The sequence below is a fragment of the Clostridium sp. CM036 genome (assembly GCF_055081135.1).
Window position 1 is genome coordinate 475,415 of the sequence record NZ_CM143652.1, and the last position, 17,170, is coordinate 492,584.

Annotated in this window: 15 protein-coding genes; 14 read left to right on the forward strand and 1 reads right to left on the reverse strand. The window is 30.4% G+C overall.

The window, feature by feature from the left end; genetic code table 11:
• The first annotated feature begins 21 nt into the window (after nt 1-21).
• From ACWJKE_RS02190 to uvsE, 14 genes are all read left to right on the forward strand, one after another.
• Nucleotides 22-1,296, forward strand: coding sequence for a M16 family metallopeptidase (locus tag ACWJKE_RS02190; protein ID WP_216303076.1), 1,275 nt, complete (start codon nt 22-24; stop codon nt 1,294-1,296).
• 85 nt (nt 1,297-1,381) lie between these two features.
• Entirely contained in the window at nt 1,382-1,657 is a 276-nt protein-coding gene (locus ACWJKE_RS02195; RefSeq protein WP_165412185.1) for a YlmC/YmxH family sporulation protein, read from the forward strand.
• Between the two features lie 15 nt (nt 1,658-1,672).
• On the forward strand, nt 1,673-2,863 hold the full coding sequence (gene dapG, locus ACWJKE_RS02200; RefSeq protein ID WP_462959127.1) for an aspartate kinase: 1,191 nt from the start codon (nt 1,673-1,675) through the stop codon (nt 2,861-2,863).
• A gap of 56 nt (nt 2,864-2,919) precedes the next feature.
• Nucleotides 2,920-3,585, forward strand: coding sequence for a ClpP family protease (locus ACWJKE_RS02205; RefSeq protein WP_258280654.1), 666 nt, complete (start codon nt 2,920-2,922; stop codon nt 3,583-3,585).
• A 183-nt stretch (nt 3,586-3,768) separates the two neighbouring features.
• Nucleotides 3,769-6,087 carry an FtsK/SpoIIIE family DNA translocase gene (locus tag ACWJKE_RS02210; RefSeq protein WP_220285887.1) on the forward strand — a complete coding sequence of 773 codons (2,319 nt, stop codon included), beginning with the start codon at nt 3,769-3,771 and terminating at the stop codon, nt 6,085-6,087.
• A gap of 184 nt (nt 6,088-6,271) precedes the next feature.
• On the forward strand, nt 6,272-7,609 hold the full coding sequence (rimO, locus tag ACWJKE_RS02215; protein WP_216303073.1) for a 30S ribosomal protein S12 methylthiotransferase RimO: 1,338 nt from the start codon (nt 6,272-6,274) through the stop codon (nt 7,607-7,609).
• Entirely contained in the window at nt 7,593-8,138 is a 546-nt protein-coding gene (pgsA, locus tag ACWJKE_RS02220; RefSeq protein ID WP_216303072.1) for a CDP-diacylglycerol--glycerol-3-phosphate 3-phosphatidyltransferase, read from the forward strand. The genes rimO and pgsA overlap by 17 nt, the downstream gene beginning before the upstream one ends.
• 163 nt (nt 8,139-8,301) lie before the next feature.
• Nucleotides 8,302-9,357 carry a recombinase RecA gene (recA, locus tag ACWJKE_RS02225; RefSeq protein WP_165412191.1) on the forward strand — a complete coding sequence of 352 codons (1,056 nt, stop codon included), beginning with the start codon at nt 8,302-8,304 and terminating at the stop codon, nt 9,355-9,357.
• Nucleotides 9,358-9,655: 298 nt separating this feature from the next.
• Nucleotides 9,656-11,212, forward strand: coding sequence for a ribonuclease Y (gene rny / locus ACWJKE_RS02230; RefSeq protein ID WP_224578977.1), 1,557 nt, complete (start codon nt 9,656-9,658; stop codon nt 11,210-11,212).
• A 191-nt stretch (nt 11,213-11,403) separates the two neighbouring features.
• Nucleotides 11,404-12,594, forward strand: coding sequence for a pyridoxal phosphate-dependent aminotransferase (locus ACWJKE_RS02235; RefSeq protein WP_216303071.1), 1,191 nt, complete (start codon nt 11,404-11,406; stop codon nt 12,592-12,594).
• Nucleotides 12,595-12,707: 113 nt separating this feature from the next.
• Nucleotides 12,708-12,968 (forward strand): HPr family phosphocarrier protein, encoded by a 261-nt coding sequence (locus ACWJKE_RS02240; RefSeq protein ID WP_165412193.1) that lies wholly within the window; start codon nt 12,708-12,710, stop codon nt 12,966-12,968.
• A gap of 92 nt (nt 12,969-13,060) precedes the next feature.
• The gene (locus ACWJKE_RS02245) at nt 13,061-14,038 is read left to right on the forward strand and encodes a tyrosine-type recombinase/integrase (protein WP_220285886.1); all 978 of its coding nucleotides are present in this window, start codon (nt 13,061-13,063) and stop codon (nt 14,036-14,038) included.
• 273 nt (nt 14,039-14,311) lie between these two features.
• Entirely contained in the window at nt 14,312-14,638 is a 327-nt protein-coding gene (locus ACWJKE_RS02250; RefSeq protein ID WP_165412195.1) for a CGGC domain-containing protein, read from the forward strand.
• A gap of 9 nt (nt 14,639-14,647) precedes the next feature.
• Nucleotides 14,648-15,892, forward strand: coding sequence for a UV DNA damage repair endonuclease UvsE (gene uvsE, locus ACWJKE_RS02255; protein ID WP_220319504.1), 1,245 nt, complete (start codon nt 14,648-14,650; stop codon nt 15,890-15,892).
• Nucleotides 15,893-16,257: 365 nt separating this feature from the next.
• Here uvsE and ACWJKE_RS02260 read toward each other — a convergent pair whose 3' ends face one another.
• Complete coding sequence (locus ACWJKE_RS02260) at nt 16,258-17,112, reverse strand: cell division protein (protein ID WP_220319505.1); 855 nt, start codon at nt 17,110-17,112, stop codon at nt 16,258-16,260.
• Nucleotides 17,113-17,170 lie beyond the last annotated feature (58 nt).

Consider the following 17,170-nt stretch of genomic DNA (forward strand, 5'->3'; position numbering starts at 1 on the left):
TCTCATTAAGGAGAGGCGCATATGTATAATTTGTTTAAGTTAAATAATGGGTTAAGAGTTGTAGTGGAAAATATTGAGTATGTAAATTCGGTTAGTGTAGGCTTATGGGTAGAAAATGGGTCAAGAAATGAAAATATAACTAGCAGTGGGATATCACATTTTATTGAGCATATGCTCTTTAAAGGAACGTGTGATAGAACTGCAAAACAAATTGCTGAAGCGATTGAAGATGTTGGTGGTCAAATAAATGCCTTTACAGGTAGGGAAGCTACATGTTTTTATATAAAAGCATTAGACACTCATTTAGAACTATCCTTAGATATTCTTTCAGATATGATTTTCAATAGTAATTTATCAGAAGATGATATTGAGAAGGAAAAAGGCGTAATTGTTGAAGAAATAAATATGAGTGAAGATTCGCCAGAAGATGTTTTAGCAGATTTACACACAAAAGCAATCTGGGGTGCAGATTCTATTTCGTTACCGATTTTAGGAACGATTGATACTGTAAAATCTTTTAGTAGAAAAATGATAGCAGATTATATTGACTCGCATTATATACCCGAAAACTCAGTAATATCTATTTCAGGTAAATTTGACATGAAAATGATAGAAAGTCTTGTTGAAAAGTATTTTGGTAAATGGCGTTGTAAAGACAAAAATATTACTAAATATAGTAGCCCTGAAATATTAAATCAACATTATTTCAGAAAAAAAGATATTGAGCAATTCCATGTGAGTCTTGGAATACCTGGTGTAGGTCTTGGAAATGATGATACATACACGTTAATCTTACTAAGCAATATATTAGGCGGAGGAGCATCCTCAAGGCTATTCCAAAAAATCCGTGAAGAGCTAGGTTTGTGCTATTCAATCTACTGTTATATATCTACGTTTAAAAACACAGGAGTTGTAAGCGTTTATGCGGGACTCAGTCCAATGAACGTGGAAGTTGCTATTAATGCAATAAAAGAAGAGGTTAGTAAATTCGCTAAACTCGGAATTGACAATGAAACGTTAAGTAAAGCTAAAGAGCAGTTAAAGGGTAGTTATATCCTAGGGCTTGAAAGCACAAGCAGTAGAATGTTTAGTAATGGGAGATCAGTAATGTTTATGAACAAAATTAATACGCCAGAAGACGTATTGCGAAAAATCAATGAAATAGACATGGAAAGGGTAAATTCTGTCATGCAAAAAACTTTTGAAAAAGGTATAATAAATTCTGCATATGTAGGAAAAGAAAAAGAGATGCTTAAAAAAGTTTTTAAAGGTAATATTATTTCTATGGATAAGTAAATTTATCTATAAAAATGTAGAAATTATGCATAAATCCTTAACAGATTTCATAGTATTTTATGAGAGTTGTTAAGGAGATGATAATATGGAAGATAATATAAAACTGTATAGTGAAATGGAAAGATATGAAATTATCAATATCAATGATGGTGACAAATATAGCAATTTAGGTAATAATGATGTAGTTATTGATGAGAATGGGCTTTTAAAATTTTTAATTATAAATGAAGGAAGCTCTAAATTTAGTTTTTTAAAAAATAATGATATTATTGAAGTACCTTGGGAATATGTTAAAAAAATTGGTTCCAGAACTATAATAATTGATGTTGATAATGAATTTTTAAAAAAATCTCATATATAATTTTGGAGGACAGAAATGAAGATATTAGTGCAAAAGTTTGGAGGTACATCTGTTTCAACAGAGGAAAAGCGGAAGCTTGTAGTAAACAAAGTTTTAAATGCAAAGGTTCAAGGATATTTTCCTGTGGTAGTAGTATCTGCAATGGGAAGAAAAGGTGAGCCTTACGCTACAGACACATTGCTATCTTTGGTAGATGATAATTTCAAAGTAGCAAATCCATTAGCAATAGATTTGCTAATGAGTTGTGGTGAAACTATAAGCACTGTAATAATGTGTAGCGAACTAAATAATAGTGGAATTGATGCTGTGCCTTTAACTGGTGGACAAGCAGGTATAATCACAGATTCTAATTATAACAATGCAGCAATACTTAATGTGGACACAAAAAAAATATTGGATATTTTACAAAAAGGGAAAACCCCAGTAGTAGCAGGATTTCAAGGCATGGATGAAAATGCCTATGTTACGACTATTGGGAGAGGTGGGAGTGACGTTACTGCTGCAATACTAGGGGCAGCACTTAAGGCCTCTCAGACTCAAATATACACTGATGTAGATGGGATTATGACAGCGGATCCAAGAATAGTTTCTGAAGCGACTTTAATAAAAAAAATAAGTTATGATGAAATCTTTCAATTTGCAGATCAAGGAGCAAATGTTATACACCCAAGGGCAGTTGAAATATCTAGAAAGTATAATATACCATTAGTAATAAAAAATACTATGAATGATTGTGATGGAACAGTAATTAGTAATTTGGGAAATGAAGGTTATGAAAATATAATTACAGGTATTACGCATATGAATAATAGAATTCAAATAAAAATATGTGAAAATTCAGGTTCTAGTTATGATGATATATTTGATATTTTAGCTGAGAATCTTATAAGTATAGATCTTATAAATATTTTTCCTAAGGAAAAAATATTTACTATTGATGAAAAAGACTTTACTAAATTTGCTGATTTAATAAGAGACCTTAATATGTCCTATTCATTTGTGAAGGATTGTAGTAAACTTTCAATTATAGGTTCAAAAATGAGAGGTATGCCTGGCGTTATGGCGAGAATACTTAAGGCGTTAACTAAAGAAAATGTTGAAGTACTGCAAACAGCAGATTCTAATATGACTATATGGTGCCTTGTAGAAACAGGATATGTTGAAAAAGCAATTAACGCTCTACACAGGGAATTTAAATTAGGATAAAAAATGTATATAGTTTCTCTTAATGCACAAAATAAAATGGATTAGGAGGAATGAAAATGTTGAAAACTGAAAAAAACGTAAATGAACAGGTTGAAAATATTAAAGAACTGGGAACAACTAACATCCCAACTCAGGATACTAAAATTCAGGTTTTGTCTATTATAGGTCAAATAGAAGGACACATGATGTTGTCCCCTCAAACAAAAACTACTAAGTATGAACATGTTATTCCAGAGCTAATTGCTATGGAGAGGGATGATAAAGTAAAAGGTATTCTTATAGTTTTAAATACTGTAGGAGGAGATGTGGAAGCGGGTCTTGCAATAGCAGAGATGATTAGAAGCCTTAGCAAACCAACTGTATCACTTGTAGTAGGTGGAGGCCATTCAATAGGTATACCACTGGCAACAGCAGCTAAGTACTCATTCATTTCCCCATCTGCAACTATGATAATTCATCCTATAAGAATGAATGGTCTAATAATAGGGGTACCTCAAACTTTTGAATACTTCAATAAAATGCAAGAAAGAATAACAGAATTTATTATTAGAACCTCTAAGATTGATAAGGAAACGGTAAATAGATTAATGCTTCAAACTGATGAGCTTTTAAATGATATGGGTACTATACTTATAGGAAAACAAGCAGTTGATAATGGGTTAATAGATGAGGTTGGTGGCATTAGTGAGGCATTATCAAAATTAAACGAAATGATAGGTTAAAAATAAATTAGATATAAACAGGTTAAAATAGCCTATTTATGTCTATTTTTAATGATTTGTTACTATGACAAATATAATCTAATAATTTTTTTATATAACTAGTTTAAAATTGATTTATAAATCTATTGAAAGTTAGAGGAGATTTCTAAACTTTGTAGAAATAATAAGGATAGAGGTGATACTTTGGCTAGAAAAAAAACTAAAACTAAATCTAAAGTTGCAAGTAATGTAGATGCTAATAGTGAAATTTATGGAATTATTTTAATAACAATAGGCATATTAATTTTATTAAGTATCTTCTCAACTAGGGGTTCAAATTCTAATTCCATATCAGGTATGATAGGTAATCTGATTAATCATGTGCTTTTTGCAATATTAGGAGTGGGTGCATATCTTTCGCCGTTCCTTATAGTATTTATTGGTATTTGCAAAATCGTTAAGAAAGGTAAGATAAATTTTAGTAAGAAGTTTTGTGGAATAATACTTTTTATAATAAATACACTATTATTTATACAAATGTTATCTTTAAATAAGTATTACACTAAAGGAGATTTTTTGCTCGGAATAAATAAGATATACAATTCAGAAAGTGTACTACATGGTGGGATTATTAGTTATTCAATTGATGTACTATTACATACACTATTTGGAGCTGCGGGTAGCTATATAATTTTTATTGCTATTTATGTTATATGCTTTATTATAATATTAAACGTATCGCTTAATGATGTCTTTTTTTATTTAAAGGATAAATTTATTATTAAAAAGACTGCGAGTAAAAATGATAGTAAGGATTTATATATAGAAAATAATGATAAGCAAGAAGAATTAGTAGTTCCAAATGGAGAAAAAAATAAATTTATTAAAGATATTAGCAGCAATAAAATTAAAATAATCGATTTTATAAAATCAAATGAAATTGCTACAGATGCGGAAGGATTAAATAAAGAAGAAACTGTTAGTGGTGTTAGGAATGACAATGCACGTACTTTAAAAGAAAGGCATATAGATAATTCTATCAACCAAGAGTTGGAGAAAGAAATTCAATTAAATAGTGTAAATTCAAAGCCAAACTATAAATATGAATACCCCACTGTAGATTTATTAAATGAAAATAATACTTCCAAAATGAATAAAAACGATAAAAAAGAATTGCTTAATAGTGCCAATAAGCTACAAGAGACACTAAGTAGCTTTGGAGTTGAAGCAAAGGTTATTCAAGTTACAAAAGGACCCTCAGTGACAAGGTTTGAACTTCAACCAAATGCTGGTGTTAAGGTGAGTAAAATTGTAAATCTAGCAGATGATATTGCACTGAATTTAGCTTCTTCCGGGGTAAGAATCGAGGCACCGATACCTGGTAAGGCAGCTGTAGGCATTGAAGTACCAAATAAAGAGTTAAGCGCAGTATACTTAAGAGAAGTAATAGAATCTAATGAATTTTCAGCTTCAAACAAAAATTTATCCTTTAGTTTAGGAAAAGATATAGGCGGTAACTGTGTTGTTTCGGATTTAACAAAAATGCCACATTTGCTGGTAGCAGGGGCTACAGGCTCTGGAAAAAGTGTTTGTATAAATTCATTAATAATAAGCATACTTTATAAGTATTCTCCAGAGGAGGTTAAGCTATTATTAATTGACCCTAAAGTTGTCGAATTAAATATTTATAATGGGGTACCTCATCTATTAATACCAGTTGTAACAGATCCCAAAAAGTCTGCAGGTGCTTTAAATTGGGCTGTAAACGAAATGTCAAGAAGATACAAGAGTTTTGCTGAAAACAATGTGCGAAGTATAGAAGGATATAATGAATTAGTAAATAAAGGCATTGTTGAAAATAAATTGCCGTGGATTGTTATTATAATTGATGAGTTAGCAGATTTAATGACGGTCTGTGCTAATGATGTAGAGGAATATATTGGAAGACTTGCGCAAATGGCAAGAGCGGCAGGAATGCATTTAGTAATTGCGACGCAGAGACCATCAGTTGACGTTATTACGGGTGTAATAAAAGCCAATATACCTTCAAGAATATCTTTTGCAGTTTCGAGTCAAATAGATTCAAGAACAATTTTGGATTCCTCTGGTGCAGAGAAATTACTTGGGAAAGGTGATATGCTTTTTTATCCGGTTGGAGAGGCTAAACCATTTAGAATACAAGGAGCTTTTGTGTCAGAAGAAGAAGTTGAACGAGTTGTTGATTTTATAAAGAATCAGACGACAGAAGTAAACTATGAAAAAGAAATAATAGATGAAATAGAGAGTAGTTCAAATAATAAAAGTATTGATGATGATATTGATGAATTATTAAATGAAGCAATAAGAATAGTAGTTGAAAATGGACAAGCATCTACTTCCTTATTGCAACGTAAGCTAAAAATAGGGTATAATAGAGCAGCAAGAATTATTGAACAAATGGAGGAACGAGGGATTATATCAGGTAGAAATGGAAGCAAACCTAGGGAAATATTATTAAGTGATAGTGAGTTAAAGGAACAATAAAAAAAAAATGTAAGAATAATTGTAAATACCCTTGTTTAATTTGCAAATCACATTTACAATAATTTATGGGTACAAATGTAGGAAGATAAAAATAATTAGCTATTATTTACATAAAGAGTCAAACAAGTAGTATGATATTTGGTAAATAGGAGTTACTCAGGTTGATAAACAAGGAGGATGACTGGTGGAAAAATTAAAAGTTGGAGTTATAAATTTAGGCTGTGATAAAAATAGAATTGATAGTGAGATTGTAATAAGCAGTTTAAGTGGGAAATATGATATGACAAATGATCCTAAACTAGCAGATATAATTTTAGTGAATACTTGTGGATTCATAGAATCGTCAAAACAAGAATCAATAGACACTATTCTAGAAATGTCAGAATACAAAAAGAAATATAATTGCACAGTATTGATTGCGACGGGTTGCCTTACTCAGCGTTATGGGTCGGATCTGATTGAATTGATGCCAGAACTTGATATAATCCTCGGTGTTAATGATTATGACAAGTTAGTAAGTAGTATAGAAGAGGTTCTTTTAAAAAATATTAAAGTACAACATTGCACTTATAGTGATGATAATATTAATGAAGGACAAAGAGTATTAACTACAGAAACATACTCTGCTTATATTAGAATTTCCGAGGGCTGTGATAATGCTTGTGCATATTGTGCAATACCAAATATTAGAGGAAAATATAGAAGCAGAAAAATGGAGAATATAATACAAGAGGCTAAGGATTTAAGTGAACATGGTTGCAAGGAAATTATTTTAGTTGCTCAAGATACCACTAGATACGGGATAGATTTATATGGTGAAAAAAACCTACATAAATTAATAAGAAAAATTTCTCAAATAAGTGGGATTGAATGGATTAGAGTACTTTACTGTTATGCAGAAGAAATGACGGATGATATTATTAATGAAATTTCTTTAAATGATAAAGTTTGCAAATATGTAGATATACCAATTCAACATATAAGCGATGATCTTCTTAAATCCATGAAAAGGAAAGGAAGAAAAAATATCATAACAGAAAACATAAATAAGATGAGGAAGGGTATTAAGGGATTAACCCTTAGAACTACATTAATCGTTGGATTTCCAGGAGAAACGGAAGAAAATTTTGAAGAATTGAAACAGTTTATTAATGAAACTAAATTTGATAAATTGGGAGTGTTCAAGTACTCAATGGAAGATGGTACTGCAGCTGCAGAGATGAAAAATCAAATTCCAGAAGAAATAAAGGAAAAACGTGAAGAAGAATTAATGATTGTGCAACAAAATATATCAAAAGAGATAAATAGTAAAAAAATAGACAAAATTTACAAAGTTTTAGTAGAAGGATTTAATGGTAAAACTTATTTTGGTAGAAGTTATGAAATGGCACCAGAAGTTGATGGAACTATTTTCTTTGAATCTGACAAAGATTATAATAAGGGAGAATTCGTAACAGTAAGGGTTACCAAAGCGTTAGAATATGATTTAATAGGAGTTGTGTGCTATGAATCTTGCAAATAAACTTACAATGATTCGAATTTTTTTAGTACCTATATTTTTAGTATTTATGGCGGTTAAAGGAATACCTTATGGAAGAGAACTGGCGACAATTGTTTTTATAGTAGCATCTCTCACTGATAAGTTGGATGGCTATGTAGCTAGAAGCAGAAATCAAATAACTAATTTCGGAAAATTCATGGATCCTCTAGCAGATAAACTTTTAGTAACTGCTGCACTTGTTTCATTAGTGGAGCTTCAGATTGTGTCTAGTTGGGTAGCTATGATTATAATTGCTAGAGAATTTGCAGTTTCAGGACTTCGAACAATAGCTGCTTCAGAGGGAAAAGTAATTGCGGCTAGTAAATGGGGGAAACTTAAAACCGTTATTCAAATAGTAGCTATAATTACAGCATTGATAAATTTATCTTACGCAAATACGTTATTAAATGCGTTAACCAATATTTTCATGGCTGCCGCAGTAATTATTACAATAATATCTGGTGTTGACTATTTTGTAAAAAACAAAGGTACAATTAGAGTCGATAAGTGATTAAATTATTAGAGTTTGTTAATAATACAAATAAAAGGATTTCTTTAGTAAATGAAAATGGCAGATATTGCTTTGTATGTTGACCATATAAAATAAATGGTGTATACTTAAATTCAGAACAAACGTTCGTCGAAAAAGGATGGTGAACCCGCAGGGGAAATTTATGAATAATGAAAAATTAAAAGCGCTAGAAGTAGCTATGGGTCAAATAGAAAAACAATTCGGAAAAGGCTCTGTAATGAAACTTGGAGAAAATAGTAAGTTAAATATAGAGGCTATTTCCACTGGTTGTTTAGGACTTGACATAGGCCTAGGCATAGGTGGTGTACCTAGAGGAAGAATAATAGAAGTTTTTGGACCAGAATCTTCAGGTAAAACTACAGTTGCACTTCATATAGTTGCAGAAGCTCAAAAAAATGGTGGTACAGCTGCATTTATAGATGCAGAGAATGCTTTAGACCCTGAATATGCTAAAGCACTAGGAATAGATATAGAAAATTTAATAGTATCACAACCAGATACTGGTGAACAGGCGTTAGAGATTACAGAGGCTTTAGTTCGCTCTGGGGCTATAGATGTTATCGTAGTGGATTCGGTAGCAGCTTTAGTGCCTAAAGCTGAAATTGAAGGCGAAATGGGAGACTCCCATGTAGGACTCCAAGCAAGACTTATGTCGCAAGCTTTAAGAAAACTTGCGGGTTCTATAAATAAATCCCAATGTGTTCTTGTATTTATAAATCAATTAAGAGAAAAAGTAGGAGTAATGTTTGGTAACCCAGAAGTAACCCCTGGTGGTAGAGCGTTGAAATTTTATGCATCTGTTAGACTAGATATTAGAAAAATAGATACAATTAAACAAGGCGATGAATTTATGGGTAATCGAACAAGAATAAAAATAGTTAAAAACAAAGTAGCTCCTCCATTTAAGAAAACTGAATTTGATATTATGTATGGTCACGGCATATCTCGAGAGGGCGATGTTCTAGATATAGGAGTTGTAGAAGAGATTGTACAAAAAAGTGGAGCATGGTTCTCATATGGAGATATACGACTTGGACAGGGAAGAGAAAATTCAAAACAATATTTTAAAGAAAACCCTTTGGTTATGTTAGAGATAGAAAACAAAATTAGAGCAAAACATAACCTACCATTATACAAGAACGCAGAGACTAGTAAAAAAGAAGTTAGCAAAAAAGAAGCAAGTAAAAAAGAAGCATAAAAGCAAGTTTTTACTTGCTTTTTTTCTTTAACTTATAATTAAGGAATATTATTATGGTATCAGGCATATGCATTCTATGATGCAATATGCTAAAGTTTATCATAACTACTATATAATAGTAAGAATAAAGACTTATTTAAACGTTAAAATCTTGACATTAACTGAAAAGTAATATAAAATAAATACAAATACTGGTTTAGTATATTTAAATTGTTACCAATTAAATATAGCACCTTTTCTAGCTTTCATATTTACTCTTAAATAGATTTGAAATAAGCAAAGGAGGTGTTGATAATCAATGGATACTAAAAGTCAAACAATGCTCATAGTAGTTTGTGCTATTTTGGTTGTTGTTTTAGCATGTATTTTTGTTATAATTTATATTAGAAAAAATATATCTCAAGCAAATATTTTCAAGGCCGAAAAAGAAGCTAAAAAAATTATTGATGAAAGTGTAAAAGATGCTGAATCAAAAAAGAAAGAGGCTATTTTAGAAGCCAAAGAAGAAGTTCACAGACTTAGAACTGATTTAGAAAAAGAATCAAGAGAAAGACGTAATGAAGTTCAAAGGTTAGAAAGAAGAAACATCCAAAGAGAAGAATCATTAGATAAAAAAAGTGATGTGCTGGAGAGAAAAGAAGAAAATCTTAATAAAAAACAACAAGAAAGTGAAATGCTAGAAGCAAGTGTACAAGATTTATACACAAAGCAAAGAGGAGAATTAGAAAGATTATCAGGGTTGACATCTGATGAGGCAAAACAAGTTTTATTAGATGAAATTAGAAAAGAAATTAAACACGATGCTGCAATTATGATTAAAGAAATTGAAACTAAGGCAAAAGAAGAAGCTGATAAAAAAGCAAGAGAAATTATTACTTATGCTATTCAAAGATGTGCAGCCGATCATGTAGCAGAAACAACAGTTCATGTGGTTTCGCTTCCTAATGATGAGATGAAAGGAAGAATAATAGGTAGAGAGGGTAGAAATATTCGAACTCTAGAAACGCTTACAGGAGTAGATTTAATAATAGATGATACACCTGAAGCAGTAATTCTTTCAGCATTTGATCCTATAAGGCGCGAAGTTGCTAGAATAGCACTTGAGAAACTAATAGTGGATGGAAGAATTCACCCTGCTAGAATTGAGGAAATGGTAGAAAAAGCTAAAAAAGAAGTTGATAGTGACATAAAAGAAGAAGGAGAACAAGCAACTTTTGAAACAGGAGTGCATGGACTTCATTCGGAAATTATCAGGCTGCTTGGAAGGCTTAAATACAGAACCAGTTATGGTCAAAATGTATTAAAGCATTCTATAGAAGTTTCATATTTAGCTGGACTTATGGCATCTGAACTTGGAATTGACCCAACACTCGCTAAAAGATGCGGTCTACTTCATGATATAGGTAAAGCTGTAGATCATGAAGTTGAAGGTCCACATGCGCTTATAGGTTCAGAAATAGCTAAAAAACACCATGAGTCCTCTATTGTAGTAAATGCTATTGCAGCGCATCACGGTGACGTTGAGTTAGAATCCCTTGAAGCAATACTAGTTCAAGCGGCAGATGCTATATCAGCGGCAAGACCAGGTGCAAGAAGAGAAACTTTAGAAGCTTATATTAAAAGATTGGAAAAATTAGAAGAAATTGCAAATTCTTATGAAGGTGTAGAAAAGTCATATGCTATTCAAGCTGGAAGAGAAGTTAGAATTATGATTAAACCAGAAATAATTGATGATGCAGGTGCTGTTGAAATGGCAAGAAATCTAGTTAAAAGGATTGAAAATGAACTAGAATATCCTGGTCAAATTAAAGTAAATGTAATTAGAGAAACACGAGCTATTGACTATGCTAAATAATTAAATGTAAGATTAAATCCTCTTGAGATTTAGAATATTTCTAAACCCTAAGAGGGTTTTTTATTTCATATTACATATTATTTGGAAAAGTATGTAATGTGGAATCAGGTTGCTTCATTTACATCACAAAAAAAAAGTGATATATTAGTATCATAAGAATTAAATTAATATAAGTATTGGGGGTAAGAAAAATGGTATTATCTAAAAAAGCAAAGCAAATAACAACATCTTTAACACTAGATATAACTGCAAAGGCTAAAAAAATGAAGGCTGAGGGCATAGATGTCATAGGATTTGGTGCTGGTGAACCTGATTTTGATACACCCAAAAACATTCAAGAAGCAGCTATAAAAGCAATTAAAGAAGGCAGGACAAGATATACAGCGGCTTCAGGTATTATTGAACTAAAACAGGCAATAATTGGAAAGTTAAAGAGAGAAAACAACTTAACTTACACACCAGCTCAAATTATAGTTTCAGCTGGAGCAAAACAATGCTTAGCTAATGTATTTCAAGCTATTTTAAATCCAGGAGATGAAGTTTTAATTGGAGTTCCATATTGGGTAAGTTATCCAGAATTGGTTAAATTAGCAGATGGAGAACCTATCTATATAGAAACAGAAGAAATTAATGAATTTAAATTAACAATAGCGAGCCTTAATAGAGCATTAACGCCTAAATCTAAAGCAATAATATTAAATAGTCCCAATAATCCTACAGGTACCGTATATTCAAAGGAAGAACTTATGGAAATTGCTGATTTTGCAAAAATAAATAACTTAATCATAATATCGGATGAAATTTATGAAAAATTGTTGTATGGTAGTAATGACCATATTAGTATAGCAAGTCTTTCAGAGGATGCTTACAGAAGAACTATCGTAATCAACGGCCTTTCTAAGGCTTACGCTATGACAGGATGGAGAATAGGATATGCTGCTGGTAGCACGGAAATAGTATCGTTAATGTCTAATATTCAAAGTCATACTACATCAAATCCCAATTCAATTGCGCAATATGCGTCAGTTGAAGCTTTAAATGGAAATCAAGATGATATAGCTAAAATGATTGGACAATTTAAGCTAAGAAGAGATTATATGGTGGAAAAAATTAATAGCATTAATAATTTATCTTGCATAAAACCTGAAGGCGCTTTTTATGTTATGGTGAATATAGGGGATGTTTTAAATAAATCAATCGACGGAAAAGTTATAAAAGATTCGATTGCTTTTTCAGATATTTTACTTGAAAAAGAAAAAGTTGCTGTTATACCAGGTATAGCATTTGGAGTAGATAATTTTATAAGATTGTCTTATGCTACTTCTATGGAAAATATAAAAATTGGACTTGATAGAATAGCGAGGTTTGTTGAAAATATTTAAAATTGATTTACATGATTTTTAATGATATTATAATAGCATGCGTTAATAGATAAGATATTTTATATTATCTATTAACGCATGCAATAATAAATAAAGTATCGAGGTGAAGTTAATTGGTAACAAAGGAAGTTCTCGTTAGTAATTCTAAAGGATTGCATGCTAGACCAGCTACATTATTAGTAAGAAAAGCCGCGTCTTTTAAATCAGATATAGGTATAGAATATATGGGCAAAAAAGCTAATATTAAGAGTTTAATAGGCATTTTATCTCTAGGAGTCGGTCCTAATACAACTGTAAACGTTATAGCTAATGGTGATGATGAAAAATTAGCTTTAGAAGAAATAGTAAACTTAATTAATGATTTAGAAGAATAATTATAGCCTGTATATTTTAAAAAGCTGCTAACTTACTGTTTGCAGCTTTTTAAAATGTATAGAAATTTAAAAAATATTAAAGGGGAATACATATGATAAACAATATTACACAATTCAACTATAATTCAGATTTGACTTTAGATAACAAAAATTTTATATGGTATTTTCTTGAAATCAAGTCTAGAAAAAGTAAATATACTGCTAAAAGCTATGAACGAGATATAAAAGATTTTTTTTGCGTAAGTTCTATTTATGACATCACTATAGAAGATATTAAAAAGGTATCTATACTACATTCGCAAAATTTTATAATGAATTTAATGAATAAAAATATGTCCTCTGCTACTATAAACAGGAAAATATCATCATTGAGTGCTCTCTATAAGTGGTTATTAAAATATCAAGATAATTCTACAGGCATTCATATAATTAAATATAATCCTTTTGGAAATTTAAAAGAAGAAAAACCAGTGATAAATAATAAGGAAACTGAGTTTTTAACAAAAGAAGAGTGTAAAGTCTTATTAAATAGTATAGATACATCCACTATATTAGGACATAGAAATAAAACTATATTAGTACTTGCTTTAACAACTGCTTTAAGAAAATCTGAGATTATAAATATTAAGATAAAGCATATTACAACGCATACAGGTTATGATGTAGTAAAAGTAATAAGAAAAGGCGGTAAAGAGGATATAGTAAAAATTCAAGGGAACGTTCTTACTATGATAAATGAATATATTAGGTTGACTAAAAGAAATAAGTTATCTAGTGGCGAGGAGTATTTATTTATTGGACATTCAACTAATGGGAATAATAAAGAAAAATTAGATGCAAGCACTTTAAATTACATGATAAAAAGAGTATGCAAAAATGCAGGTATAGATAAAGATTTACGAGTTCATTCTACCAGGCATACAGCTATTACACTAGCAATTTTAGCAGGGGCTACAGTAGAGAAAGTTAGGGATTTTGCTGCACATAAAAATCTAGCTACTACTAATAGGTACATTCACTCCGTAGATAAGCTGAAAAATAATGCTGGAGATTTAATTGATGTATTTTAAATTGAAGTATCGGAAAGGGTTAGCGTATATTGAAAATAATGATAAATATGGCTATATGGATAGCCGAAAGCATTAGGATGCAATTATGCCTTTAACTTGGTTTTGTACCTCTAAGAAGGCATAAGGTTGGTTTAAACATGTAATAAGTAGGGGTTTTAAATAAGGAAGGCAATTTTGTTATAAAACATTAATTAAATATGTTATATAAATCACATCTTATACTTTTGTATTTAGATATAATATAGTATATAAATTATTAAGGTGGTTATAAATATGAAAAAGATTGCTGTATTAAGATGTTTTAAAGTTTCTAGTAAATGCTCAGGTTCTGGTTGTATAAAGGCATTTAACAATAAGACAGCCTCATTCAATGATTATGATGCTAGTTTAGACATGGTAATGCAAATACCATGTAGCGGATGTAACGCAGATTCATTAAAAGAAATGCTTAATTCCTCAGAGGAATTAAAAAAACAGGGTGTAAGCAGTATACATTTATCAACATGCATTAGAGCAACATGTCCTTATTATAATGAATTTGTTAAAGGACTTTCAAAGGAATTTGAGGTTGTTGGATACACTCATGGGAGGAAAAAATAGGAGGTAAATATGAAAATCGGATATGCATGCATACCACTTACAACAAATGCAAGAACAAATAGAAGATTAACGCTCAAAAACTTTTCGGAAGAAATGTTTTTAGAAATATTAGAGCAAAACTTAATAGATCTAAGAGGAATATTAGAGAATAATGAGAAGTATAACATAAAGTTATTTAGAATAAGTTCAGATATAGTTCCATTAGGAAGTCACAGTATTAATGAAATTCCATGGCATAAACATTTTCAAAACGAATTAAATGAAATAGGCGAGTATATAAAAGAATGTGGCATGAGAGTGTCTATGCATCCAGGTCAGTACACAGTACTCAATGCAGAAAAAGAAGAGATTGTAGCAAAAGCAATTAAAGATTTGGAATACCATGCTAGATTCCTTGATTCATTAGGTGTGGATTCAAGCAATAAGATAATACTTCATATTGGTGGCGGTTATGGTGATAAAAGTGCTGCTATGAATAGGTTTATTGAAAATTTTAAAAGATTATCATCTTCGGTAAAGGATAGGCTCGTAATTGAAAATGATGGAAAAATATTTAATATTGATGATGTACTTTTAGTAAGTAAGGAAATTAATATACCAGTAATATTTGATAACCTTCACCATCAGTGTAATCATGAAATAGAGGTGCCTATAAAAGAAATAATGAGGAAGGTAGCTAAAACATGGCAGAAAAAAGATGGTAATATAAAAGCCCACTATAGTCAGCAAAATTTGCATAAACAGATAGGGGCTCATTCAAATACGATAATAGTTAAAACCTTTCTAGAATACTATGATGAAGTTAAAGAATTTAATATTGATATTATGCTAGAGGTAAAAGACAAAGATATTTCGGCTATAAAATGCAATATTATAATTAACAACAGGGATAAGAAATCAAAGGCTGGAATTATAGAAAAACAGTGGGCTAAATATAAATATGTATTAATGGAAAGAAATTATAAATATTATAAAGAGTGTAGTAAATTGATAAAAGAGAATTGCAGTATTGAGGAATTCTATGAGTATACGGATGAAATAATAAATTTTGATGTAGAGAATGGAAGTTTTGTAAGTACTGCAGAGCATGTTTGGGGATATGTTAAAAATGCTGCTTCGGATAAAGAACTAACTCATTTTAAAAAAATCCTTTTAGATATGGAACATAAAGAAAAGGTTAAGCTTTATTTGAAAAAATTAAGTGTTAGATATAATGCTGAATATATACTTAATTCCTATTATTTTTATTATTAATAAAGATTGTTGCAAATAAAAAACGCCATATGGTGTTTTTTATTTGCAATTTTTTATATCAAGAATTTGTTTGAATATACTATGAATATAAAATTTCTGGATTAAATCATCTCCTGCGGAGCTGCATATTAACGACTTCAGAAGGAGATTTATACTCCCACTGAAGTTTTCTATGTTAGGGAATGTAAACCCCACTTATAGAAGTAGGAGACTTTCTTTCTGAAATGTCGTTAAAATATAAATTAAAGCATATATAGACTAGGAGTATAAACTAAATAAAAGTACATTTGGTTACCATAACTAGGATTATACTCGCAAATTTCTTGATTTTGATACTCCAAAAGGGGGGCCGAACGTTAAGAATATTATGAATTAATTTTGGATTTTGCGAACCAAGTTATAGATATAAAATATCCTATTATCGGGGAAACTCCGTATCCCATCAATGGAACTGGAAAATTTCCAAATAGAGTAGAAATTAAAATAATTATAAAATACATACCAATGCTTAGTGATAACAATTTATATTTTTTTGGTGAAAAAAATATAAATGGCAATGGCAATATTACAAGAGAAATAACCCCTAAACTAAGCCATATTATTCCCATACTCGCTACCAAACTAACTATATTTTCAACATAAGATACAGGTTGTAATCCATCTAAAAACACCCATGAAATAATAATCAACGCAGAAAGTAACACTACAATACAAGAACGAAAAATATTGTTATTAATCTTATTCCATAACAACATTATCATTGGAATAGCAAATGCAGTTAGCATAGAAGCATCAGGTTGTAAAGCAAGCAAAACTGATATAACTATTGTAATAGCAGCTGAAAACCACCAATCTCTTATTTGTAACAATTCCCATAGATTTATAATTATAATAGGTAGGACAATAACTGCAACGTAAAACTTAATTGGCCCAACAGATACCCATCTATGAACGCCTTCTATTCCTGAACTAATAAAAGTTAGAAATAAAAGAATAACTGCAACTATAATAGTAGTGGTATTAGTGCTTGCATTATTTTTAACTTTAGATTTTTTTAATAGTATAAAGTATGAAATTATTCCAGCTAATACTAAATAAAAAATGTTTTGAACAAAAATAGCAATTGGTACTTTAGTGGTGTACATTGCTATCCCTCCAATAGTTATTGATGGTACTGCCATCAATAACGGTATAAAATTCAATAACCTCAATTTTTTCATTTTTAACTCCTTACCAAATAAATATTATTTTGGAATTTATATTAATGAATGATAAAAT